22 protein-coding genes are annotated in these 23,092 nt (G+C 47.1%); 21 read left to right on the top strand and 1 reads right to left on the bottom strand.

The annotated features are described in order from the left end of the window. Positions 1 to 21 precede the first annotated feature (21 nt). The 13 genes from MKY41_RS04370 (at position 22) to MKY41_RS04310 (ending at position 11,675) form a co-directional block, all read left to right on the top strand. On the top strand, positions 22 to 861 hold the full coding sequence (locus MKY41_RS04370; RefSeq protein WP_340743881.1) for a DegV family protein: 840 nt from the start codon (positions 22 to 24) through the stop codon (positions 859 to 861). 36 nt (positions 862 to 897) lie between these two features. Next, the gene (locus MKY41_RS04365; RefSeq protein WP_340743880.1) at positions 898 to 1,710 is read left to right on the top strand and encodes a GDSL-type esterase/lipase family protein; all 813 of its coding nucleotides are present in this window, start codon (positions 898 to 900) and stop codon (positions 1,708 to 1,710) included. Between the two features lie 14 nt (positions 1,711 to 1,724). Beyond that, entirely contained in the window at positions 1,725 to 2,300 is a 576-nt protein-coding gene (locus tag MKY41_RS04360; RefSeq protein WP_340743879.1) for a YpmS family protein, read from the top strand. A 25-nt stretch (positions 2,301 to 2,325) separates the two neighbouring features. Further along, positions 2,326 to 2,856, top strand: coding sequence for a peptide-methionine (S)-S-oxide reductase MsrA (gene msrA, locus MKY41_RS04355; RefSeq protein WP_340743878.1), 531 nt, complete (start codon positions 2,326 to 2,328; stop codon positions 2,854 to 2,856). Then, positions 2,853 to 3,287, top strand: a complete 435-nt coding sequence (gene msrB, locus MKY41_RS04350) for a peptide-methionine (R)-S-oxide reductase MsrB (RefSeq protein ID WP_340743877.1) — start codon at positions 2,853 to 2,855, stop codon at positions 3,285 to 3,287. Before msrA ends, msrB begins: the two co-directional genes overlap by 4 nt. A 20-nt stretch (positions 3,288 to 3,307) precedes the next feature. After that, complete coding sequence (locus tag MKY41_RS04345) at positions 3,308 to 3,529, top strand: YozE family protein (protein ID WP_340743876.1); 222 nt, start codon at positions 3,308 to 3,310, stop codon at positions 3,527 to 3,529. A gap of 187 nt (positions 3,530 to 3,716) precedes the next feature. Further along, positions 3,717 to 4,421, top strand: coding sequence for a purine-nucleoside phosphorylase (gene deoD / locus MKY41_RS04340; RefSeq protein WP_340743875.1), 705 nt, complete (start codon positions 3,717 to 3,719; stop codon positions 4,419 to 4,421). Between the two features lie 123 nt (positions 4,422 to 4,544). Continuing rightward, a complete protein-coding gene (locus MKY41_RS04335) occupies positions 4,545 to 6,053 on the top strand; it encodes a lmo1851 family serine protease (RefSeq protein WP_340743874.1) in 1,509 nt (502 codons plus the stop codon). Positions 6,054 to 6,110: 57 nt separating this feature from the next. After that, positions 6,111 to 7,037 carry a CobW family GTP-binding protein gene (locus tag MKY41_RS04330; protein WP_340743873.1) on the top strand — a complete coding sequence of 309 codons (927 nt, stop codon included), beginning with the start codon at positions 6,111 to 6,113 and terminating at the stop codon, positions 7,035 to 7,037. A 147-nt stretch (positions 7,038 to 7,184) separates the two neighbouring features. Next, complete coding sequence (locus MKY41_RS04325; RefSeq protein WP_340743872.1) at positions 7,185 to 8,048, top strand: CAP domain-containing protein; 864 nt, start codon at positions 7,185 to 7,187, stop codon at positions 8,046 to 8,048. Positions 8,049 to 8,155: 107 nt separating this feature from the next. Further along, positions 8,156 to 9,592, top strand: coding sequence for a spore germination protein (locus MKY41_RS04320; RefSeq protein WP_340743871.1), 1,437 nt, complete (start codon positions 8,156 to 8,158; stop codon positions 9,590 to 9,592). Continuing rightward, complete coding sequence (locus tag MKY41_RS04315; RefSeq protein WP_340743870.1) at positions 9,589 to 10,605, top strand: GerAB/ArcD/ProY family transporter; 1,017 nt, start codon at positions 9,589 to 9,591, stop codon at positions 10,603 to 10,605. Before MKY41_RS04320 ends, MKY41_RS04315 begins: the two co-directional genes overlap by 4 nt. Then, positions 10,602 to 11,675 carry a Ger(x)C family spore germination protein gene (locus MKY41_RS04310; protein WP_340743869.1) on the top strand — a complete coding sequence of 358 codons (1,074 nt, stop codon included), beginning with the start codon at positions 10,602 to 10,604 and terminating at the stop codon, positions 11,673 to 11,675. The genes MKY41_RS04315 and MKY41_RS04310 overlap by 4 nt, the downstream gene beginning before the upstream one ends. A 55-nt stretch (positions 11,676 to 11,730) precedes the next feature. Here MKY41_RS04310 and MKY41_RS04305 read toward each other — a convergent pair whose 3' ends face one another. Next, a complete protein-coding gene (locus MKY41_RS04305; RefSeq protein WP_340743868.1) occupies positions 11,731 to 13,077 on the bottom strand; it encodes an MATE family efflux transporter in 1,347 nt (448 codons plus the stop codon). A gap of 386 nt (positions 13,078 to 13,463) precedes the next feature. On the opposite strand from MKY41_RS04305, the gene MKY41_RS04300 reads away from it, so the two are divergent. The 8 genes from MKY41_RS04300 (at position 13,464) to MKY41_RS04265 (ending at position 23,085) form a co-directional block, all read left to right on the top strand. Then, positions 13,464 to 14,540 (top strand): undecaprenyldiphospho-muramoylpentapeptide beta-N-acetylglucosaminyltransferase, encoded by a 1,077-nt coding sequence (locus MKY41_RS04300; RefSeq protein WP_340743867.1) that lies wholly within the window; start codon positions 13,464 to 13,466, stop codon positions 14,538 to 14,540. A gap of 193 nt (positions 14,541 to 14,733) precedes the next feature. Beyond that, positions 14,734 to 17,538: a 2-oxoglutarate dehydrogenase E1 component gene (locus MKY41_RS04295; RefSeq protein WP_340743866.1), complete on the top strand. Its 2,805-nt coding sequence runs from the start codon at positions 14,734 to 14,736 to the stop codon at positions 17,536 to 17,538. Between the two features lie 68 nt (positions 17,539 to 17,606). Then, complete coding sequence (odhB, locus tag MKY41_RS04290; protein WP_340743865.1) at positions 17,607 to 18,836, top strand: 2-oxoglutarate dehydrogenase complex dihydrolipoyllysine-residue succinyltransferase; 1,230 nt, start codon at positions 17,607 to 17,609, stop codon at positions 18,834 to 18,836. A gap of 74 nt (positions 18,837 to 18,910) precedes the next feature. After that, a complete protein-coding gene (locus MKY41_RS04285) occupies positions 18,911 to 19,108 on the top strand; it encodes a DUF6501 family protein (protein ID WP_340743864.1) in 198 nt (65 codons plus the stop codon). A gap of 87 nt (positions 19,109 to 19,195) precedes the next feature. Beyond that, entirely contained in the window at positions 19,196 to 20,083 is an 888-nt protein-coding gene (locus MKY41_RS04280) for an ATP-binding protein (protein WP_340743863.1), read from the top strand. Then, complete coding sequence (locus tag MKY41_RS04275) at positions 20,080 to 21,984, top strand: vWA domain-containing protein (protein ID WP_340743862.1); 1,905 nt, start codon at positions 20,080 to 20,082, stop codon at positions 21,982 to 21,984. The genes MKY41_RS04280 and MKY41_RS04275 overlap by 4 nt, the downstream gene beginning before the upstream one ends. A 41-nt stretch (positions 21,985 to 22,025) precedes the next feature. Next, entirely contained in the window at positions 22,026 to 22,460 is a 435-nt protein-coding gene (locus tag MKY41_RS04270; protein ID WP_340743861.1) for a MarR family winged helix-turn-helix transcriptional regulator, read from the top strand. Positions 22,461 to 22,638: 178 nt separating this feature from the next. Next, on the top strand, positions 22,639 to 23,085 hold the full coding sequence (locus MKY41_RS04265) for a MaoC family dehydratase (RefSeq protein WP_340743860.1): 447 nt from the start codon (positions 22,639 to 22,641) through the stop codon (positions 23,083 to 23,085). The last annotated feature ends 7 nt before the right edge of the window (positions 23,086 to 23,092 follow it).

Here is a 23,092-nt window from a genome sequence, read left to right as displayed (position 1 = left end):
TTTTAATAAGGGGGCATTTTGATGAAAAAAATCCATATCGTGACGGATTCCACAGCGGATCTGACCGAGGAAGACAAGGAAAAGTATGGGATCCATGTCGTCCCGTTGACCATTCAAATCGATGATTCGACTTACGTGGATGGGGTCGATATCCAGCCGGAATCTTTTTTACAATTGATGAAAGAGGCGGCTCAGCTGCCCAAAAGCTCCCAGCCGGCTACCGGCGTTTTCAAGGAACTATACGACGAACTTGGAAAAGACGGAGATGCGATCATTTCCATACATATGACAGGCGGCATGAGCGGGACCGTGAAATCGGCGCAATCCGCTGCGGAAATGACCGAATCCGAAGTGGCCGTCATCGATTCAATGTTCATCTCGCACGCCTTGACATTCCAAGTGCTGGAAGCTGCCGAAATGGCAGCACAAGGCAAGTCGGTCGAGGAAATCGTAGAGCATTTGGGAGGGGTCCGGAAAAAGACGTCCCTCTTTGTCGTCGTCGATATTCTCGATAACCTTGTGAAGGGCGGCCGGATCGGTAAAGGGAAAGCGATGATCGGTTCCTTGCTGAATATTAAACCGATTGCCACCTTGCAGGATGGGGTCTATACGCCTGTTGCAAAAGCGAGAAGCCATAAGCAAGTCGTTTCGTATTTGTTGAAAGCTTTCAAAGAGGAGACGGCCGGGAAAATTATCCGGCGAGTGGGCATTTCGCATGCCAATGGCTTGGCAATGGCTACTCCTCTGAAGAAGCTATTGGAAGATTCGGGAGTGAAAGATGTCAAATTGACTTTCACGACGCCGATTATCAGCACGCATACAGGCGAAGGCGCCATCGGTTTCATGTATTACACGGAGTAAAAGAGATTTCGAATGAGAGAAAAGGGGAAACCATATATGAGAAGAGTTTTCGTCCTGGTGATCGCCTTCTCATTGTTTTTAACCGCCTGCTCCAAACCACCCGCTTCAACAGAGCCTTTTTCGGAACGCGATGGGACAGCATTCACAAAATGGAACATTCCTGGATATTTCGTTCCAAAACAGATTCAGGTGATCGGGCTCGGCGATTCCCTCACTCAGGGAGTTGGCGATGAACAGAAACGAGGCGGGTATTTCGGCCGATTGACGGACCGCATGAACGAATGGAAAGGGGTCAAGGAGGTCGAGGCAGAAAATCTGGCCAAACGGGGAAGACGGAGCGATCAATTGCTCGAGCAATTGGATGAGCGGGACGTCCGTAGTAAGATCGAAAACGCGGAAGTCATCCTGTTGACAATTGGCGGCAATGACATCATGAAAGTGGTCAAAGGCAATTTGTTCGAATTGACAACCGGTCCGTTCTATAAAGAGCTTGGTCGTTTCGAGGACCGCTTGGATGAGATTTTTACTACAGTTCGTTTGCTGAACGATGATGCGCTGATTGTCGTGGCCGGACTCTATAATCCATTTTCGATTGTGACAGACGAAGTGCATGAATTTGAAGAAATCATCCATGATTGGAATGAAGCTATCGAATTGCGGACCGTCTTGGATGAGAAATCCTGTTTTGTACCTGTCACCGATCTGTTCGATTCGAATGTCAACATGGTCTACCATACCGACTTCTTCCATCCAAATGCTAAAGGGTATGAAATGATGACAGAACGCTATTTGTCTTCAATCAATAAATGCGGCCTATATGAAATGTCGGATGGAGATTTGGAAATGTAGGAGTTGAGGATCGCGTGAACCCATGGAAAATTGGTTTTTTTACACTGGCAGGGATTGTTATAGCAGCCATAGTAACCCTCGTTCTATTCATCGGCAGTACAGGTGAGTCAGAGCCGTTGCCTGAAGCGAAACAGATAGAGTCTCCGACGAATGTCCTAACGGTACATTCGACGAAAGAGGACTTGCAAGGGATTGCGAATACGTACATCCGGAAGGCGATGAAAGGAGAACCGCTTCCCGTCACAATGGAAGTGCAGGACGATGTCATCCTCTTATCGGAAATGACGGTGTTTTCCTATACTTTGCCTGTTCGGATGCATTTTGACCCGGTTGTACAGGAAGATGGGAACTTGATCCTGAAGCAGTCATCGATGGAAATCGGGCAATTGAACGTTCCGCCGTCGACCGTTTTGAAGATTTTGCGGGATTCGGTCGCTTTGCCGCCGTGGATGATCGTTCGTCCGGCCGAAGAGGAATTATTTATCGACCTATCAAGAATCCCGGTTTCGGGCAATTTGCAGGTGAAGGCGAAAACATTCAATTTGGCGGAAGATGAAATCATTTTGGAAATTATGATTCCGAAAGAATGAGGGATCGTAGGAAGGGTGATATCCAATGGCACAAGAATTTGCTACTTTTGCGGGTGGTTGTTTTTGGTGTATGGTGAAACCGTTTGACCGATACGAAGGCGTGCTTTCCGTCGTTTCGGGGTATACAGGAGGGGACGTTGCAAACCCGACATATGAGCAGGTTTGCACGAATACGACCGGGCATCGGGAAGCCGTCCAGATCACGTATGATGATGAAATCATCACCTATGGAGAGCTATTGAATATCTTTTGGCGCCAGATTGATCCGACTGATCCGGGCGGCCAGTTTTACGACCGGGGCGAGTCATACCGGACAGCTATCTACACACATACGCCCGAGCAACAGCGGCTTGCGGAGCAATCGAAAGAAGCACTCGAACAATCAGAAAGATTCGATAAGCCGATCGCAACCGATATTATTCCTGCCAAAACATTTTATCCAGCGGAAGAAGGTCACCAGGATTACTATTTGAAGAACCCGGCACATTATAACCGCTATGCGGTCGGATCCGGGAGAGAACGGTTCAAATTGGAAAAATGGGGTGAAGAGGCATGAAAGAAGACTTGAAGAACAAATTGACTCCGATTCAATACCATGTCACACAGGAAAACGGGACGGAACCCCCGTTTCGCAATGAATATGACCAGCATTTCGAGGAAGGGATCTATGTCGACATCGTGTCCGGCAAGCCTTTATTCAGCTCTAAGGATAAATACGACGCTGGATGTGGATGGCCAAGCTTCACGAAACCGATCGAGTCTGACGAAGTGACCGAGCATTTCGATACGAGCCACGGAATGCGCCGGACAGAAGTGCGCAGCAAAACGGCGGATTCTCATCTTGGCCATGTATTTCCCGATGGTCCGCAGGGGCCGGGCCAAAACGGCCTACGCTACTGCATCAATTCCGCCGCTCTCCGTTTCATCCCGGTTAGCGAACTGGAAAAGGAAGGCTATGGAGACTATGTGACACAATTTAACTCTTAGAAAAGAAAGGGGGTGGACGGATGGATCGGTCATTTTACCGGTTTGCCCTGTCCTATCGGGGCGGTCCGAAAGGGGATGCCAAAGCAGTTTTCGCGGAAAGGATGTTCCACGACTCCAGCTTCCCGAGAGAGGAGACGGCATTTGACCCACTGTCCCGCTATTTGGAGGATGCAGCGGACCCCGATATGCCCTCTATCGTGTTTGATGAATTATATGCCATCTATGAAGAGCGCTTTGGCTGATTGAACAGCCGGCGCTCATTTATTTGTGTACGATGGATTTCCTTGGCAATATTAGTCCTATGTTCTGCCATTTACCTGGTCTCTTCCAAGAGATCAGGAAGCTCGTGACCATTATGTGTCTTCATTGCATATCCTTCCATTAACCTGTATGATGAGGAAAGAAAATCGAATACGGAGGCGAGACCATATGAGCATACATATAAATGCGAATAAAGGGGATATAGCCGATACGATTCTACTTCCGGGCGACCCGCTGCGCGCAAAGTATATCGCGGAGACCTTCCTGGAAGACGTCACACAATACAACGAAGTGCGTAATATGTTCGGCTATACTGGGACATTCAAAGGTAAGCGCATCTCCGTTCAGGGGACTGGCATGGGAGTGCCGTCGATTTCAATCTATGTCACCGAACTGATGCAGGAGTATGATGTAAAGAAACTCATCCGTGTCGGCACATGCGGTGCGATCCAGAAAGATGTCCATGTCCGGGATGTTATTTTGGCACAGAGCGCTTCGACCGATTCGAAAATGAACGAAATCATTTTCAACGGGGTCAATTATGCACCGACTGCCAATTTTGATCTTCTATTGAAAGCGTATGAAGCAGGTAAGGAAAAGGGCCTCGAATTGAAAGTAGGGAATGTCTTTACAGAAGATGTATTTTATAATGAATATGCCCAGCATGAAAAATGGGCACAGTATGGTGTGTTGGCTGTCGAAATGGAGGCCGCGGCCTTATATACGCTGGCGGCGAAATTCGGTTGTCAGGCACTTGCGATTCTGACGGTCAGCGATCATATCTTGACGGGTGAAGCGACCTCTGCAGAAGAGCGTCAAACGACATTCAATGAAATGATCGAAGTGGCGCTGGACGCCGCTATCCAAGAATAATTTCGTTGGGGACCGCGCGCAAGTGGAGCGGTCCTTTTCATCTGTTTAGGGGACGGCTCCACGCGCTTCAGCAGTGCCGTCCCAATTGTCCGATGCTGTATTTTAAGAAAAGGTGGGAAAGGGATGGAAGAAAAAGAAACAACAGGTGTGGAACAAACACCTGAACAGGAACCGAAGCACCAACCGCCGGCTAAACGGTACATCCGATTGAAGCCTTTCTCCTTTGTCATGCTCATTTTCGGATTAGTCCTGGCCACAGCGGGAATCACCTTTTTCGCATTGACTACCGGAGAAGGCAAGGTCGTGGAAGTGGTGAATCCCCAAAAATCGGTGGCGGATCGCGAAGAGTTCCAAAAGCTCTATGATGCCTATGATGAAATGCTTGCCAATTATTTCGAGGATATCGATGAGTCGGCAGTCATCGACGGCGCGATAAACGGAATGATCGATGCACTCGGTGACCCATATTCCGATTATTTGAATGAACAGGAAGCGAAGCGCTTGAACGAAAGCATCTCGTCCAGCTTCGAAGGGATCGGTGCAGAAATCCAAGAGCAGAATGGCTATATCAGTGTCGTATCACCTATTAAAAACTCTCCCGCTGAACGGGCAGGCCTTTTGCCTAACGACCTTATCCTCGCAGTGGATGGGGAAAGCATTCAAGGTATGTCGTCATCCGAAGCGGTATTATTAATCCGCGGTGAAAAAGGGACGACCGTGACCCTATCCATCCGGCGCGGGGATGCCGCGGAACCGTTTGATATGAAAATTACACGCGACGTCATTCCGATTGAGACAGTTTATGCCGAAATGCTGGAAGACGGAATTGCCCATATCCATATCACAAGCTTCTCAGAACATACGTATGACGAGTTAATGGTGGCATACGAGGAAATGGAACAACAAGGCATGAAAGGACTCATTATCGATGTTCGGCAAAACCCGGGCGGCATGCTGAATACGGCAATCGATATTTCGGATTTGTTTGTGGAAAGTGGAAAGAACTTGATGCAGTACGAAGAGAAAGGGATGAAACCGGAAGTTTTCCCTTCATCCGACGGTAAAAAGATCGACATCCCGGTAGCAGTCGTCATTGATGACGGCAGCGCATCGGCATCCGAAATCTTGGCGGCCGCGCTGAAGGAATCCGCAGACATCCCGCTGATCGGCATCAAGACGTTCGGGAAAGGGACGGTCCAGTCCCCGAAAGATTTGTCGGACGGCTCCAATCTGAAGCTTACGACCGCCAAATGGCTGACACCGGATGGCAACTGGATCCATAAAAAAGGAATTGAACCGGACTATGAAGTGCCATACCCTCCATACGCCTCGCTGCCTTATCTCGACCCTTCGACAGAAATGAAGGAGGGCATGCTGACACCTACCGTGAAAGCGGCTGAAGAGATGTTGGAAGCGGTCGGTTACAATCCGGGGGAAGTCGATGGTTTGTTCGATGAACAGACGGAACAGGCTGTCAAACAGCTTCAGCAGGATTTGACCTTGGAAGCGAACGGCATTCTTTCCGGAGATACGACTTTTGGGTTAATGAATAAATTGCGTGAAAAGATCCAGAAAGAAGATCCGCAATTAGTAAAAGCGCAGGAAGTATTGAAAGAAGACATAGCAAAATAAGACTAAAAGCGTCCAGTCCATGCCAGGACCGGACGCTTTTTTAACGGGGTGCCTACAATGATTGATGTGTATTTATTCAGCGGATTTTTAGGGAGCGGCAAGACGTCCTTGCTGCTCCATGTCATCCGCCAGTTGAAAGAACAGGGGAAAAAACCGGCTGTGCTTATGAATGAGTTCGGTAATCTAGCTTTTGATTCCGACCGGGTGAATGGGGCGGGAGAAGTCCCGTTGAAAGAATTATTGGATGGCTGCATCTGCTGTACTGGCTCGGATCGGACGGAAGCACAGCTCCAAGGGTTGCTTGTGGAAAATGATGATATTGACGTTATCTTGATCGAAACGACCGGTGCCGCCCACCCTGTGGAAGCGCTCGATGCCGTCTTTTCCCCGCTGTTTGCGGACCGTATCCAGATCAAGGGGATTGTGACCGTCGTAGACTGTAAGCGCTGGCTGGACCGCAATCAGTTGCCGCCGCAAGTGAAGATGCTCTTCCTTGAACAGATTCGCCATGCCCATCTGCTGCTTGCCAATAAAGTAGATCTACTGACCGAAGGAGAACTGGCGACCGTCACCATGCAACTGAGTGATTTCAATCCGAACATGCCTATCATCCAAACCGTCAATGCGGAAGTCGGCTTTGACGTCATTGAAGACGCGTTGGCAGATACTAAGCAACGATCAGCTATCCCGATTCATTCGGGCAAGAACTTGCCGTTGTCTTCCAAGCTTCTGACATTCTCCGAAGAGATCGAGAAAGAGAGCTTTGAAGAATGGGTAAAGTCGCTGCCGGAAACCGTCTATCGGATGAAAGGGTATGTACCTGTTCGAGGTGTCAAAAACCCGATGCTATTTCAATACGCCTATGGGATGGTCAATTGGCTGCCCGAATATGTCAGGATGGAACCGCGTCTTGTCATCATCGGTGAAGATCTAAAAAATGTAGCCGATTTCAGGCGCGTCAACCCCGATTCGAATGAAATATAAGACGAAGCCGCCAAAAGTATCCAAAAAGTAGTTTCCTTTCTTCCTAGTGTAAAAGCATTCTCTATTAAAATGGTGGAAGTGGAAATGATTGGCTATATTCGGACTCTCTCGCACGTTATGATAGTTTGCGAAGGGAGGAGTAATGAGATGAAAAAATCGATTGCAGTCATCTTGCTCGGTTCGGCGCTCTTACTGCCGAACAACAATAGTGCAGAAGCTTCTGGCTTTGACGCACAACTAAAAGTGAAAAACACTCCATATGTCCAAGTTGTCAAGTGGGAGGGAATTTCCAACATTCCATATCAATTCCAATCAGGAGATTTTGATAAAGCACAAGCGATTCTAAAGAAACTGTGCATCAATCTTCCGAAATTCCAACAGACAACAGCGGCTCCGGAAAAAACGGTTGAGAAACCAAATAATTCAACTGCTAAACCGGCACCAAGCAAACCGGCGGAAGAAAAAGCGGAAACAAATACGCCAAAAACAGAAAAACCGGCTGAACAAAAGGAAACAAATCAGCCTACAGCACCGGAAGCTAAACCGCAACCGGCTCCAACAACACCAGCACCATCGAATCCGGTTGAACAACCTGCGAAACAAGAGCAGGCAGCTCCTGCTCAAAACGCTTCCGTTTCTGCCATCGAGCAAGCCGTACTCGATCTTACTAATGCGGAAAGACAAAAAGCGGGTCTCCAACCGTTACAGTTTGATAGCAAATTAATGAATTCCGCTCGCCAAAAATCAACGGATATGGCGACTAACAATTACTTCTCTCATACAAGCCCAACATACGGTTCACCGTTCGACCAAATGAAAGCGAATGGCGTCACGTATCGTTCAGCAGCTGAGAACATTGCCATGGGACAACGTACTGCAGAAGAAGTGGTGAAAGCTTGGATGGAATCACCGGGCCATCGCCAAAATATCCTAACACCGGAATTTACACATATCGGTATCGGATATGATAAAAACGGAAACTACTGGACACAACAATTCATCCAAAAATAAGAATCGTAACACAAGCAAGCACGATTGGCGCCACATACTGGCCCAATCGTGCTTTTTTGAATAAATCCTTATAGAATCGCTGATACTTCCTATATGAGGTGAAAAGGGTGAAGGAACAGCCGAACGAACAGAAACTGGATATAGTTTACATAAAAAAATTATTTCACGAATCTATTGATTTGTTTGTGCAGGAAGTCGATTGGCCGACCGGAAAAGGGATTGTCTGTTATTATTCTTCTTTGGCGGATGGAACAGAGGTGAATAAGCAAATTGATATCATTCGAAACCGCGCTCAATCCGGTATGGCCAATTGGGGGAAGACGGCAGTATCTGAAGTCAAATCTTATTCACAAGAAGAATTGGTTAAAATCGTTTGTTCCGGTTCCACAGCTGTCATCTTTCCTGATCCCAAATTGATTGTTACGATCACTGCTGAGAAAACGGCGACCCGCTCCCCTGAAGAACCGGGAAATGAACAGGTTGTACGTGGAAGTCACGAGGGCTTCGTTGAAAACTTGCAACAAAATTTATCGCTCGTCCGAAAAAAATTGATTTCTTCCGATCTTGTCGTAAAATCCATACAAAAAGGACATAAAACAAATACGTCTATAACATATCTATATGTTGACACCATTGCAGATCCCGATGTAGTGGCGGAAGTGGAAGCTCGTCTGAACCGGATTGATGAAGATATCATCTTGAGTTTAGGTCAAATCGAAGATTATTTAGAGGATTCGACCTGGACTCCGTTTCCTCAATTCATGAACACGGAAAGGCCGGATCGTGTCGTGCAAAACCTGGTAGAGGGAAAGATAGCGGTGTTCACAAACGACTCTCCGACTGTATTGATAGCCCCTGTTACTTTCTTTTCTTTTTACCAATCACCTGACGATTTCAATGGACGGGTCCTTGTCGGTTCTTTTTACCGTTTGTTGCGCTTGTTCAGTTTGGTTATGGCGATTTTCTTGCCCGCATTTTATATTGCAGTCGTCAGTTTCCATTCCGAAATCCTACCGATTGAAATCAGTAAAAAAGTGAAGCTTGCCATCAACGAAATCCCGTATCGGCCTATTATGGAAGCATTTCTTCTTGAGATTTTTATTGAGTTGATTCGAGAGGCGAGTATCCGCTTACCTAAACCGATCGGTCAGACGATCGGCATTGTCGGGGGATTGGTGGTAGGGGATGCGATCGTCAGCGCGGGGATTGTATCAAATTTAATGGTCATTGTCGTAGCGTTGACCGCTATTTCCAGTTTTGTTGTCCCTTCGGTTGAGATGAATATGACAATACGGCTTTTGCGATTTCCGTTTATGTTAGCAGCCGCTTCGTTCGGTTTTTTCGGAATGGCCATCGGAACGCTCATTCTGTTCATTCACTTATTAAATCGGTCTTCACTGAATCAGCCTTATTTCTCTCCCGTCGTTCCTTTTGACCCGTCGCGATTTAAAGAGATTTTCTTTCGCCTTCCATTTTCCAAGTCACATAAACAGCAGAAGACATTTTCGTTTAAGCAACCGAGAAAGGGCGGGACTCGCAAATGATTACAATAACGCGAACCCAATTTTTCTTGATTCTATTTACCATTCAATCAGGAACCGTCTATATTACGTTTCAAAGGCCCCTGATCGAGACAGCAGAGTCCAATGCCTGGGTCGTGTTCCTCTTTGCGGGTGTCCTTCACTACTTGCAATTGGTATTGTACGAAAAGGTGTATGATCGATTTAACCCAGGGCCCTTTATCTTTTGGTTATATCGAGGGTACTGGTTCCTAGTGGTCGTTACGTTCATCGCGTTTATCGAATATACGCTAGCTATCTGGATATTTCCCAACACTCCGCAAATCGTCATCGTTGGTGTGTTGGTCGGAGTTTCCCTTTATGCCAATGTAAGCAGGGCGGCTACGGCCATCAATTTGCCGGTTCTTCTAATACCGATGATCCTGCTCTTTATACTGGCATTGTTATTTGCCATTCCCGATTTGGTGTGGACTCGGTTGTTTCCGATTACGTTCTCCGATAAGTCAGCATGGTTCAAAGGTCTTTTTATTAGCCAATCGACGTTTATTGGAATAGAGGTCTATTTATTTTTAAGAAAATATGTAAAAAAAGAAAACGTTATCAAAGGGGTTCCGCTATTCATTTATCAAAACATCTGGCTTTTCTTTTTTTTAACCGTCCTTCTTTTCGTTCAAATGTTTTTCCCCGTGAATGATGCCAAAATTATCGGGGAACCAATCATTTATATTTTAAAATCCCAGAAAGTGACCTTCGTCGAAAGGCTTGATTTGTTTTTCCTTTTTATTTGGATGACCTGGAGTATCGTGACGATAACGCTTTATTCATTCATTACCTTGTATGCACATCAATTAAATAAGAAAAATAAATATAAGCGAAATGCGGTTATCTATCATGTGCTGATTACTTTGGCCCCATTGCTTTTTTTAACGAAAGAAAGAATGGACTTCATTAGAAGTATCCTTAGCTATTTTCATTTATTTTTCTCGATTGTCTTGCCGGTTGTTGTCATATTGATGAATCGGAGGGGAACCTCATGAAAAAAAGAAGATTCACCTTGTTAGTGCTGTCTCTTCTCTTTGTCAGCGGTTGTTGGGATGAAGAACAGTATAAGGATGTTACAATCGTGCCTCTGATCGGACTGGAAGCGGAAGGGGAGGGGGTGAAGTCGATGTATGCTTTCCCTACTTTCCTGAATGGAAAGATTACCTATGCGCAATCCGAAGGGGAAGGTCTGTCAACGCGGGCATCGCGGTCCGATGCCAACCTGAGGACGATGGAAGGGCTGGATATGGCGCATTTGGAAGTGGCGTTGATCAATGGTAATTTGGCGAAGAAGGACCTTTATACGTACTTGGACATGTTTTTCCGAACACCTCGAAATCGGTTAGGAAGCTACCTCGCGATTGTAGAAGGTGATATGAAGGACTATTTTAATCCGCCCGGCGTGGTGACGGAAGTGTCTGTCTATTATTCGGAACTTATGCGGACAGGAGTTCTTTACAGTATTATTCCGGACATTACGCTTCAAGGAGCCGCTACCTTTTTATTTGATAATCAAATCGATCTCACCTTGCCGTATATTGAATTGAAGGAGGGGACTCCGGAATTAAAAGGGCTGGCGCTATTCAGTAATAGTCGGTATACGGGGGAGACCTTATCTGCGAAAGAAGCGATTATGGCTAATTTGATGCGAAAAGAAACAGGGAAATATGCCCGGCTATCGTATATGTGGAAAAAAGGGGAGAAAGAAAGTCCAATTACAATTGATGTAGTGAAAATCAAGCGAAAATGGAAGATCACAACGGATAAAATTGATGCCTTCTACACGCTAGAGGTCAGCTTGGAGGAGTTTCCTCATGATCAACTGAATAAGAAAGGAACAATTGATGATCTCGAAAAATTTTTGACAAAAGAAGTATCAAAAGAATTCAATGATGTCATTGCCAAGACACAGGAAGTGAAAAGTGATATCGTCGGGTTCGGACGTCATGTCCACGCCTTTCATACGGAGCTTTGGAAAAAGGGCGATTGGCAGGAAACATATGCAGCGCTCCCGATCCAAATGAAAGTGAAAGTGAAGGTTACCAGAACCGGAATCACGGATTAATCAATGTTACTGAACTGGAGAAATCCCGCGCCGTAGCGAAACGGCAGCGGGATTTTCATTTTGCATATTTTCTTTGAATGAACAGCAGGCGGAACGTCAAAGTGATCGCCCCGACGAGAAGGCCGGCAATCAGCCCGACCCAATAGCCGAACGGCCCGAAGTCCGTGTAGGTTGCGACAACATGGCCGACCGGCAAACCGATTCCCCAGAAGGAAATGACCCCGACGAAGAAAGTCATATTGACATCCTTATAGCCGCGGAGCGCCCCTTGAATCGGCGCCTGGAAGGCATCCGACAATTGGAAGAACGCTGCAAACAGGAAGAACTGCGCTGCCAAGGCGATCATCCCCGGATCGGTTGTGTAAAGGGAAGCGATCGGCTCTCGGAACAGGAGCAGGATTGCGATGGATAGAAAGCTGAATCCGACCGCGAACGCAATCGCGAGCAAACTGTATTGTTTGGCATCCTGCAACCGGGAGCCGCCGGCCGCTTGTCCGACGAGGATGGTGGCTCCCATCGAAATGCTGAGCGGAATCATATAGAGCAAGGACGAAAAGTTCAAAGCAATCTGGTGTGCCGAAATGACTTCGGTCGTATACTTGGACATGAGCAGCGTCACGACCGAGAAAATGCTCGTCTCCACGAAGATGGAAAGACCGATCGGCACTCCGATGAGTAAGATCTCCTTGCATTTCGAAAACGAAACACGGCCCCAACGCCGGAAAAGGGCGTATTGTTGGAACGCTCCTCCCTTCCAGGCTATGAAAACCGCAATGCAAAGGACAATCCAATACGTCATGCCCGACGCATACCCAGCTCCCGCGCCTCCGAGCTCCGGAAAACCGAATTTCCCGAAAATCAGAAAATAGTTAAGCACAATGTTGATTGGCGCTGACAACAGGATGATGAACATCGAAACCCGGGTTGCCCCTAGCGCGTCAAAGAACGAGCGCATCACCGTATAAGCGAAGAGGGGGAACAACCCGATGCTGATCCCTTTCAAATAGCTGGCCGCGACTGCTTGGACTTCCGGTTCCAAAGGCATCTTATATACAAAATGGGAGCCGATGAAAAGAAGAATTGAAAAAACGATTGCCGAAAGTAAAATAGATACGTATAATCCTTGCTGGACGGAAGGCCGCACTTCATCATGAAGCTTGCCTCCGATCTGTTGGGCGATGATCGGGGTCAGCCCCATCAAGATGCCTGATAAACCGGTATAGACCGGAACCCAGAAAGAGGATCCGATTGTCACTCCGGCAAGGTGGTATGTATCGTAGCGGCCAGTCATAAGAATATCGAAGAACGACATCAAATAGAGTGCCACTTGGGTAATGAGGATAGGCAAAACGATTTTGACGAAATGGAACGGTTTTTTCCGAAAAGGAAGTGAAGCGTCCAAAGGGAAGTCCCTCCTTTTTATCTTTATTCATCTGAATACTCCCGCCTATATAGGTGGCGAGATGAATGCGGTTTTATCTCCTGTTCAGCGGGTGTTCAAACTCCCCCTGAATAGGGGAACTCAGACTAAAATCGCTGCATCCTGAAAGGTGCCTTAATTTCTGCAAAGATCGCAGAAATACGGCAAATCGAACCCTTCGCTGTTCGATTCGCGACGACTGCATGACCGACATCCTGTCGGCCATGAGCTCGAAAAAATCCGGACGCAATCACGCCGAGGCGTGATTGATAAAATCCTATCCATTGTACCACGGATCGTTTGTTATAATGACTTGAAAAGCGGGAAGTGAAACGATCTTCCTGCAACTAAAAGAGGTGAGAAACCTGGTGAAACGACCAGTAATCCTATTGACGGGCGGCGGCACCGCGGGCCATGTGTCCGTGAACGAAGCGCTGATCCCGGTGTTTAGCGAAAGAGGATACGATATCCATTATATAGGGTCCCATGAGGGTATTGAAAAAGAATTGATCGGTGAAGGACATCCCGATGTGACATACCACGCCATCCAAAGCGGCAAGCTCCGGAGATATTTTTCTATGAAAAATTTGACGGATCCGTTCCGGATCGGGGCAGGCGTCATGCAGGCGTTCTCCATCATCCGGAAAATCCGGCCGGAAATCATTTTTTCCAAAGGAGGATTCGTCTCGGTCCCGGTCGTATTGGCAGCCAAAATGGCAAGGGTGCCGGTAGTCATTCATGAATCGGACGTCACCCCGGGCTTGGCGAATAAACTGGCCTTGCCTTTTTCCAACCATATTTTCACCGTGTTTGAGAAGACATTGGATTACGTGCCAGCAGGGAAAGCGACTTGCACGGGAGCGGTCATCCGTCCGGAATTATTCCATGGCGTCCGGGAAGAGGGACTCCGATATGCGGGTCTTGACGGGTTAAAGCCGGTCCTCCTTATCATGGGAGGAAGCCAAGGATCGGCGGTGATCAATGACGCTCTCCGAAAAGAATTGCCGGGCATCTTGGATCGATATGATGTGATTCATTTATGTGGAAAAGGGAATATAGATGAAGAGCTTGAAAGTATGCCGGGCTATACGCAGTTCGAATACGTTACAGAAGGGTTGCCCCATCTTCTCGCGGCTGCTGATTTTGCGGTATCGAGAGCTGGTTCGAATGCCATTTTCGAATTATTGGCCCTGCATAAACCGATGCTGCTGATCCCGTTATCAGCAGCCAAAAGCAGAGGCGATCAGATTTTGAATGCATCTTTATTCGAGTCGTCGGGTATTGCTCTTGTTCTCCAAGAGGAAGAAATCGGGAAGCGCACCATGTTGGAAGAGTTCGCTATATTGGAGCGCGAAAAGGATCGGTTGCTGGAGAACATGAAGCAGACCGAGCATCCCAAAATCCCGGAAGACATGGCGGAAATGATCTTGCTGTATCGAAATTAGCAGAATAGGCTAAAGGACATTGAATTTCAGAATTTTGATAGTTGCATTCTTTGTGAAAGAGGTGTAAGGTAATTCCGGACAAAATGTTAAAGTCCTGACGCTAAACCCTTTCAGTTATTAGGTTTGCATGGTAATATTAATAAGGATAAAAAATTACACAATATGCCGAATGGCAATGTGGAGGTCATTTTACATGTCGAACAATGTTGGCTCCTCCCCGTATGCAGAATTTACGGGTCCTAACCTTGGGTATGTTATGGAGATGTATGAAGTCTTCAAAACAAACCCCGAAGCAGTCGATGCTGAACTTGCCGAAATGTTTAGACGTTTCGGTGCACCGGATCTTGGCACCACTCAACAAGACGCAGTTGTCGGAGAAGTGACGCCAGGCAATTTTGGAAAGGTGTTGTCCGCTTATAAGTTGCTCGATGCAATACGTACATACGGACATCTCGCAGCGGATATCTATCCATTGAACGATCGTCCAAAAGATTCATCCCGACTCGAGCTATCTTATTATGGATTGACCGAAAACGATCTTCGGGAAATGCCTGCAACACTATTTTTCAAACAACCTCCGGTAAGTATCGATAACGGATTGGACGCTGTAAATCATCTGAAGTCGCTCTATACAGGGAAAATTGCCTATGAGTTTGCACATATTATCGACGAAGAGGAACGGAATTGGATCCAAGCGAAAATTGAAAATGGAGAGATTGCTGTCACTCTTTCCGCCGAAGAGAAAAAGGCCCTTCTGGAGCGTTTGACGAGAATTGAAGGGTTCGAGAAATTTATCCACCGCACATTCGTCGGAGCAAAACGGTTCTCCATCGAAGGTCTCGATACACTCGTTGTCCTGTTGGAAGAGTTCGTCCGTCGTTCCGAAGATGAAAATATGAAAAAAATGTTGATCGGGATGGCCCACCGTGGCCGTTTGAACGTTCTTACACATATTCTCAATAAATCATATGAAATGATGTTTGCACAATTTGCTGGTGTTCCAGACGAACCGTTCTTGCCTGAGGATGGCTCGCTGGAAGTGACGCGCGGCTGGTTTGGCGATGTAAAATATCACATGGGTGCCCTTTATAAAGGCGAATCGGGCATGGAGCGTTTCCTCGCATACAACCCGTCCCACTTGGAAGTCGTCAATCCGGTCATTGCTGGACAGACGAGAGCTGCTCAGGAAACAACGGATAGCCCAGGCATTCCGGAGCAGGATACAAATGCTGCATATGCCATCATGATTCACGGGGATGCCGCATTCCCAGGACAAGGAATCGTGCCGGAGACATTCAACTTCAGCCGGGTTCGCGGATTCCAGACTGGCGGTTCGATTCATATCATTGCCAATAATATGATCGGCTTCACAACGGAATATTATGATTCCAGATCGACTCATTACTCTTCCGATCCTGCAAAAGGTTATGAAGTGCCGATCCTGCATGTCAATGCGGATTGCCCTGAATCGGTAATCGCTGCAGCTGCGTTCTCATTCGAATACCGGACGAAATTCGGAAAAGATATCCTGATCGACTTGATCGGATACCGTCGTTACGGACATAACGAAATGGATGAGCCGCTTGTGACGAATCCGTTGATGTATCACGGCATCCATCAGCATTTGACAGTTCGGGAATTGTACGGAAAGAAACTCGTCGCTGAAAACATCATGACGGATGAAGAAGTGACGAAGCTTGACACCGATGTGTATGCCACTATGCAAAAGGCTTATGACAATGTGAAAGAGCAATCTGCGAAAGCAGAGCCGATTTCAAATGAGACGCCGGACTATGTCCTAGCCGGCTATCCAAGAGATTTGGAAACGGGCGTGGAAGAAGCGACGATTCGTCGCATGAACGAAGAGCTTCTAACGTATCCGGAAGAATATCATGTGTTCGGTAAATTGGAACGTATTTTGAAGCGCCGGGAAGACCCGTTCAAAGGGAAAGGGAAGATTGATTGGGCGCATGCCGAAGTGCTCGCATTCGGATCTATCCTTCAAGACGGTAATCCAATCCGCATGTCCGGCCAAGATGTGCAGCGTGGGACATTCGCTCACCGCCATCTGGTCCTTCATGATGAGAAAACAGGGGAAGAATATGTACCGCTTCACCATATCAGCGGTTCGAAAGCGTCATTTGTGGCGTACAACAGCCCATTAACGGAAGCTGGAATTGTCGGCTACGAGTTCGGTTACAATTTGGAAGATCCGAAAGCCTTGTCGATCTGGGAAGCGCAATATGGCGACTTCTCCAACATGGCTCAAGCGATGTTCGACCAGTTTGTCTCGGCAAGCTATTCGAAATGGGGACAACAATCGGGATTGGTCATGCTGTTGCCACATGCGTACGAAGGGCAAGGCCCTGAGCACTCCAGTGCCCGTATCGAACGGTATTTGCAATTATGCGCCGAAAACAACTGGACCGTTGCGAACCTTTCTAGCGCGGCTAATTACTTCCATATTTTGCGCCGACAAGCGAAAATGCTCGGTGATAAATCAATGCGTCCACTTGTCATCGCATCGCCTAAATCGCTCCTTCGCCACCCATTGGTCGGTGCGGACGTGACCGATTTGACAGAAGGCTACTTCCAGACTGTTCTGGAACAGCCGGGTACAGGAAAGAACGTCGACAAAGTGAAGAAAATTTTGTTCGCAAGTGGAAAAATGGCAATCGACCTTGCAGAGCGTGTGAAAGATGGAACAGGATACGACCATCTCCACATCATCCGTGTCGAGCAATTGTATCCATTCCCATCCGAAAAAATCGCGGAGATCATTGCACGTTATCCGAAAGCGAAAGAGCTTGTGTGGGTGCAGGAAGAGCCGAAAAACATGGGGACATGGGGCTTTGCGAACAATTATATCCGCGAATTGGCGGACAATAAGAAAATTTCCTACGTCGGACGGATCCACCGTTCCAGCCCTTCCGAAGGTGACGGGGAATCGCATAAAATCGAGCAGAACCGTATTATTGAGGAAGCACTCAAGAAGTAATCCGGCATTCGAACCAATAGTGATAGTTTGTGCACCGTGATAACGGTAGTTCAGAGGAGGAATATATAGTGGCAGAGATCAGAGTACCAGAATTAGCAGAGTCAATTACAGAAGGAACGATTGCGCGTTGGTTGAAACAACCTGGCGAAACAGTGGAGAAAGGCGAGTTCATCGTTGAGCTGGAAACAGACAAAGTAAACGTGGAAGTCATCTCCGAGGAAGCAGGGGTCGTCCAAGAAATCCTTGCAGCGGAAGGCGACACAGTGGAAGTTGGCCAAGTCATCGCGACTGTCGGAGCAGGCTCAGGAGCGCCAGCTGCTCCGGCACCAGCAGCAGAGCAGGCAGCACCAAAAGCGGAAGAAACAGCAGCTCCGGCAGCTCCAGCAGCAGCGGCTACTGAAGAAGGAACAGCTGATCGTACGATTGCAAGTCCAGCTGCACGTAAACTGGCACGTGAAAAAGGAATCGATCTAGCAGCAGTTTCTCCGGTCGATCCAATGGGACGCGTACGCGTGCAAGATGTTGAAGCGCATGGCACAGCACCGAAAGCACCAGCAGCTGCTGCTCCTGCACCAAAAGCGGCAGCACAACAAGACGATGGCCGCATCACTCGTGAAAAAATGACACGCCGCCGTCAGACAATTGCAAAGCGTTTGTTGGAAGTGAAGCAATCAACAGCGATGTTGACGACATTCAATGAAATCGATATGACAAATGTAATGGAACTCCGTTCACGGAAAAAAGATCAATTCTTTGAACAGAACGATGTTCGTCTTGGATTCATGTCTTTCTTTACGAAGGCAGTTGTCGCGGCGTTGAAAAAATATCCGTATGTCAACTCGGAAATCGACGGAGACGAAATCCTTCTCAAAAATTATTATGATATCGGGATTGCCGTATCGACAGAGGGTGGACTCGTTGTACCAAATGTCGTCGATGCAGACCGTAAGAATTTTGCGGAAATCGAAGCATCGATTGGCGAACTTGCTGTAAAAGCACGTGACAACAAGTTGACGATCGCTGACATGACAGGCGGTTCATTCACGATCACTAACGGTGGTGTGTTTGGTTCCTTGATGTCAACACCGATTCTGAACGGTACGCAAGTCGGAATCCTTGGCATGCACACGATCCAAAAACGTCCGGTTGCCGTAGGCGATCAAATCGAAATCCGTCCGATGATGTATGTGGCGCTTTCGTATGACCACCGCGTCATCGATGGAAAAGATTCCGTAGGATTCTTGAAAATGGTCAAAGAATTGATCGAGAATCCGGAAGATCTTCTCCTCGGTTCTTAAGCCAACCAAACAATCGGCCCATTCAAATTTGGGCCGATTTTTCCCTATTCCGAATGATTGGAGGAGGAGCTTCTATGAAATTCATCAATTGGGCGGAAGCGCCTACATTGCGAAAAGTCGTCTGCCGACATGCAGATGCGGAAAAATATGTAGTGACAAATGTACTAACCCCTGGCAAAGATTATGAAGTGAAAAATGAGACGGACGAGTTCGTTTTCATCATCGATAACAGCGGAAAAGTCGGCGGCTATTACAAAAGATACTTTGAATAAATCAATTCCCGACACGGTTTGACCGATGTCGGGTTTTTTGGCTGATTTGGCGAAGCGAACGCCATGGATTAAACAGGAGGGGTGCAAATGGATTCCATTATAGAGCACGAAAAACAGCAGCGCAATTCCCGTTTGTATGGGGAAGAAGAGCGAGCATTGATCCAAGAAGGGGGCTATATTTCACCCGATCCCTATTTATGGGAAGATGTCCTAATCGGAATCACGTTACAAAACCCTGTGTTGCTGAAAGGACCATCCGGTGCGGGGAAGACGAGATTAGCGCAATCGGTTTCCGACTATTTCCAACAACCGATGCAAAGCATTAACTGTTCGGTCGACCTCGATGCGGAAGCCTTGCTTGGATTCAAGACGATTGTCCGACAAGACGGCGAGATGGCAATCGATTTTGTCGAAGGGCCCGTCATCCAGGCGATGAAAAAAGGACATATTCTCTATATTGATGAAATCAATATGGCGAGGCCTGAAACTTTGCCGATTTTGCATAGTGTCTTAGACCATCGACGGATGCTCACCAATCCGTTTACGGGGGAAGTAATCCACGCACATGATGACTTCAATGTTATCGCCGCCATCAACGAAGGATATGTCGGAACTTCTCCGATGAATGAAGCATTAAAAAACCGTTTCGTCTCGTATTCCGTTCCTTATATCGCGGGCGAGCAGCTGGAGCAAGTGTTACGTAATGTGTATCCATCTGCTCCCGATAAGCAAATAGCACTCTTTCTGCAAATTGGGAATGACTTGAAAAAGCAAGTGATTAACGGTCTATTATCTGATGAAGCTGCCTCGATCCGGAGTTTGCTCGATGCGTTAGGCTTGGCGAACCATATGCCGATCGATCGGGCGATCCGATACGCTATCGCAGAAAAGCTGGAAGATCCGATTGAACGGGATCTCGTCATGGAATTGGTAGGAACCTGGGTGACATCCAGCCGAGTGGGGCAATCTGAATGACAAAAATGAACCGGTTCATTCAATTCAATGATGAGACCGTCGACGCCAAAACGTATCTATTATATGAGCGCCTGGCTAGGGCGTTGGCGGATGCTCCTTTTTTGGAATTGACGGAACGCAAGCTGTTGGAGTTTCGGCCAAGGGAAGGAATCATTTCCATGAGTGTCTTTTGGCGGCATCGGGAAGAAGGGATTGTCCATGCCGGCCGGCTGTCGGATATTTATTTATTGACGGCAGGGTTTTGGAAGGGTTTCGACGTGAGTGCCTGGGTTCAATTTACGAAAGATTTTCAGCACCATCCGTTGAGGAAATTGGCATCGGAGCTATTGCTTATGCTCGAAGAGTTCCGGTTCATTGATTTGATTCAGAAAGAGCGGCCTGGAACAATGTCCGCGTTCCAAGTGCGGGTGGAAGCATACCGAAAGTTTCATCATGACCAGCTAGTCGCGAACTATCAGAAAGGTTTTTTGACCGATGCTTTGCTAAATGAATTATTTCTTGCGTTATACGAAGGGATGGTCACCCGGACTGCGATTGATTGGTCGGACCATGACCTCGATTGGGGACGGATTCTTTCCTTATGGCAACTCGCTTATGACGGAAAGAGTACAGAAGCGCAAGCCGGCGTCGTCCGCCGCATGATGGAAATGGTGGAAGAGTCGATCAGCAAGGATTTGCTGCACCAATACTATGTTCTAGGCGATGCGATTACCGAGGAGACGGCTAAGTTTTATTATCATCAAGGGATGGCAGATGCCGAAAAAGGAGAGGCCGGCACGAAAGAAACGATCGAGGAAGTATTCCGATCCTGGCATCGGGAAAGCGAGGGCGAGTCGGGAGTACATTTGGAATATGAGCTAGAGCATGGGCGATCGGGTAGAAGTGATGCAACTGGGGCAGCGCCGGGGTATGAACAGGCGGAAATTGAAGAAGTGGGTTTCGGAAGGTCGAAAGGCGACAGGAAAGACGTGTCGGCTGACGGAGAAGAGAAACCGGAAAGACGCGAGAAGAGCCAGTCGGCGGGTACGATGTTCGGCAAGGAGCATGTGAATGTCGTTTATGAGGAAAAACGGATCCAAGTCGTGAATGAAGTGGAGAACCGCAGTCGTTTGGATCGGTGGAGGGAAGAGCAGAAGCCGTTTGTCCGGGCGTTCGTCCAAGAAATGAAAAAACGGATGGGGCTAAAACGGGACGCCAAACGGGAACGGCTTATGAAAGGCATATTGTCCAGCAATTTGATGACTTTATTTCTGGATGAGCGGCCCCGGCCTTTTTACCGCAAAAATGCGCCATCTACGAAATTGGATGCCAGTTTCGGATTGTTGGTCGATGGGTCCGCCTCGATGCTCGACAAATTGGATGAGACGAAGAAAGCGGTCCTTCTCTTTCATGATGTATTGCGTCAGCTGGAAATCCCTCATGAAATCTCATCGTATTATGAAGATGCGTATAGTGCCACGAAGGAACGGCAGCCAAATGTGTTCGAACGGATGCATACCTTCCAGGATCGCAACCGGGATGATGGGCTTGCCATTCTTTCATTTGACGCAAATGAGGACAATCGGGATGGTTTTGCCATTCGGTGGATGGCCAATCGGCTTGCGGGACGGCCAGAGAAGCATAAGTTTCTACTCGTCTTCTCGGACGGGGAGCCATCCGCATTCGGCTACGACCGGAATGGAATCGTGGATACCGCGGAGGCGGTGATGGAAACGGAAAAACGGGGCATTTCCGTCATCCACCTATTTCTATCAGCCGAAGAGCCGACCGAAGACCAGAAAGCCGTATTCAGTATGATGTTCGGCAATAAAACCGCAGCTTCCCAATCAGTCGAGAGTTTTGCTGACCAGACACTGCGAATCTTACGGAAATTGCTAGCCATTGTTATCCGGACTACTTAAAACCCGGGGGCGCTTAAGATTTTAAAAAAGGTGGGAATTTGTTGGAGAAATTAAATGTTTGTATTCATTTCCTTCTCAGTAAAGCATTGCAAAGTGTGAATCAAGTGAGCAAATCCAAACTTACCCCGTTTGGTGTGACTCCTGTTCAATATGCCTTGCTTTGTCTCCTTTGGGAAAAGGACGGACAATTAGGTTATGAATTAGCTGAAAAACTTCTTTTGGACAGCGCCACTATAACAGGTATCGTTGATCGGTTGGAACAAAACGGTTTTATTGAACGACGAGTTGATTCCAATGACAGACGGAATAAGATAATATTTTTGACAGAGAAAGGAAAATCGATGGAGGCCCCATTATGTCAGAAGATGGATGAAATGAATGAAGAAGTAATGGCGGGATTTGACGATGAGGAATTTCGGCAATTTAAGAACATGCTTTTTGAGATCGGAATAAGGAAGAAGACTAAGAGAAGCTGATTCGGATTATATTTCACGCAAATGATAAAACATTCTAGGGAAGAGACCTGGGATGTTTTATCAAATAACTTGTACACAAATAACTCGCACACAAATTGCTTGTGTACAAACTATATGCAATATGATATATTCTAATTAACTGATGAATTGAATTATTACGAGTTGGAGGGGGATCATAATGGTGAAGCAGGCACTTTATCTTGATGATTTAAAAGTGGGGGATACGTTTATCAGTGGACAATATCATCTAAATGCAGACAAAATAAAAAAATTTGCACATGAGTATGACCCTCAAGCGTTTCATTGTGATGAGAATCGAGCAGAAGATACTTTTTTCAAAGGATTAGCTGCCAGTGGTTGGCATACCGCGGCGATTACGATGAAATTATTAACGGAGAGTCTGCCTTTTGCCCATGGGGTGATTGGGGCTGGCGGAGAAATTGAATGGCCGCGTCCTACTCGGCCCAATGATGTGTTACATGTCAAAAGCACAATTAAAGAAATCAAACCTTCTAAATCGAAACCTAACCAGGCCCTTCTGTTTGTTGAATGTGAAACTTTCAATCAACATAATGAGGTCTGTCAAAAATTATCGGCCAAACTTTTAAGTTTTAGAAAGAGGTAATAAGTCT

It is taken from the genome of Sporosarcina sp. FSL W7-1349 (assembly GCF_038003045.1).
Taxonomy (GTDB): Bacteria; Bacillota; Bacilli; order Bacillales_A; family Planococcaceae; genus Sporosarcina.
This window is presented reverse-complemented; position numbering and strand designations above follow the sequence as displayed.

What these genes read in the sequence shown, in the direction of transcription:
- msrB (WP_340743877.1), top strand. Translation starts at nt 2,853, where the DNA reads ATGAAAGAAGACTTGAAGAACAAATTGACTCCGATTCAATACCATGTC.
- deoD (WP_340743875.1), top strand. Translation starts at nt 3,717, where the DNA reads ATGAGCATACATATAAATGCGAATAAAGGGGATATAGCCGATACGATT.
- MKY41_RS04265 (WP_340743860.1), top strand. Translation starts at nt 22,639, where the DNA reads ATGGTGAAGCAGGCACTTTATCTTGATGATTTAAAAGTGGGGGATACG.
- MKY41_RS04365 (WP_340743880.1), top strand. Translation starts at nt 898, where the DNA reads ATGAGAAGAGTTTTCGTCCTGGTGATCGCCTTCTCATTGTTTTTAACC.
- MKY41_RS04280 (WP_340743863.1), top strand. Translation starts at nt 19,196, where the DNA reads ATGGATTCCATTATAGAGCACGAAAAACAGCAGCGCAATTCCCGTTTG.
- MKY41_RS04295 (WP_340743866.1), top strand. Translation starts at nt 14,734, where the DNA reads ATGTCGAACAATGTTGGCTCCTCCCCGTATGCAGAATTTACGGGTCCT.
- MKY41_RS04325 (WP_340743872.1), top strand. Translation starts at nt 7,185, where the DNA reads ATGAAAAAATCGATTGCAGTCATCTTGCTCGGTTCGGCGCTCTTACTG.
- MKY41_RS04370 (WP_340743881.1), top strand. Translation starts at nt 22, where the DNA reads ATGAAAAAAATCCATATCGTGACGGATTCCACAGCGGATCTGACCGAG.
- MKY41_RS04310 (WP_340743869.1), top strand. Translation starts at nt 10,602, where the DNA reads ATGAAAAAAAGAAGATTCACCTTGTTAGTGCTGTCTCTTCTCTTTGTC.
- MKY41_RS04285 (WP_340743864.1), top strand. Translation starts at nt 18,911, where the DNA reads ATGAAATTCATCAATTGGGCGGAAGCGCCTACATTGCGAAAAGTCGTC.
- msrA (WP_340743878.1), top strand. Translation starts at nt 2,326, where the DNA reads ATGGCACAAGAATTTGCTACTTTTGCGGGTGGTTGTTTTTGGTGTATG.
- MKY41_RS04315 (WP_340743870.1), top strand. Translation starts at nt 9,589, where the DNA reads ATGATTACAATAACGCGAACCCAATTTTTCTTGATTCTATTTACCATT.
- MKY41_RS04345 (WP_340743876.1), top strand. Translation starts at nt 3,308, where the DNA reads ATGGATCGGTCATTTTACCGGTTTGCCCTGTCCTATCGGGGCGGTCCG.
- MKY41_RS04275 (WP_340743862.1), top strand. Translation starts at nt 20,080, where the DNA reads ATGACAAAAATGAACCGGTTCATTCAATTCAATGATGAGACCGTCGAC.
- MKY41_RS04330 (WP_340743873.1), top strand. Translation starts at nt 6,111, where the DNA reads ATGATTGATGTGTATTTATTCAGCGGATTTTTAGGGAGCGGCAAGACG.
- MKY41_RS04335 (WP_340743874.1), top strand. Translation starts at nt 4,545, where the DNA reads ATGGAAGAAAAAGAAACAACAGGTGTGGAACAAACACCTGAACAGGAA.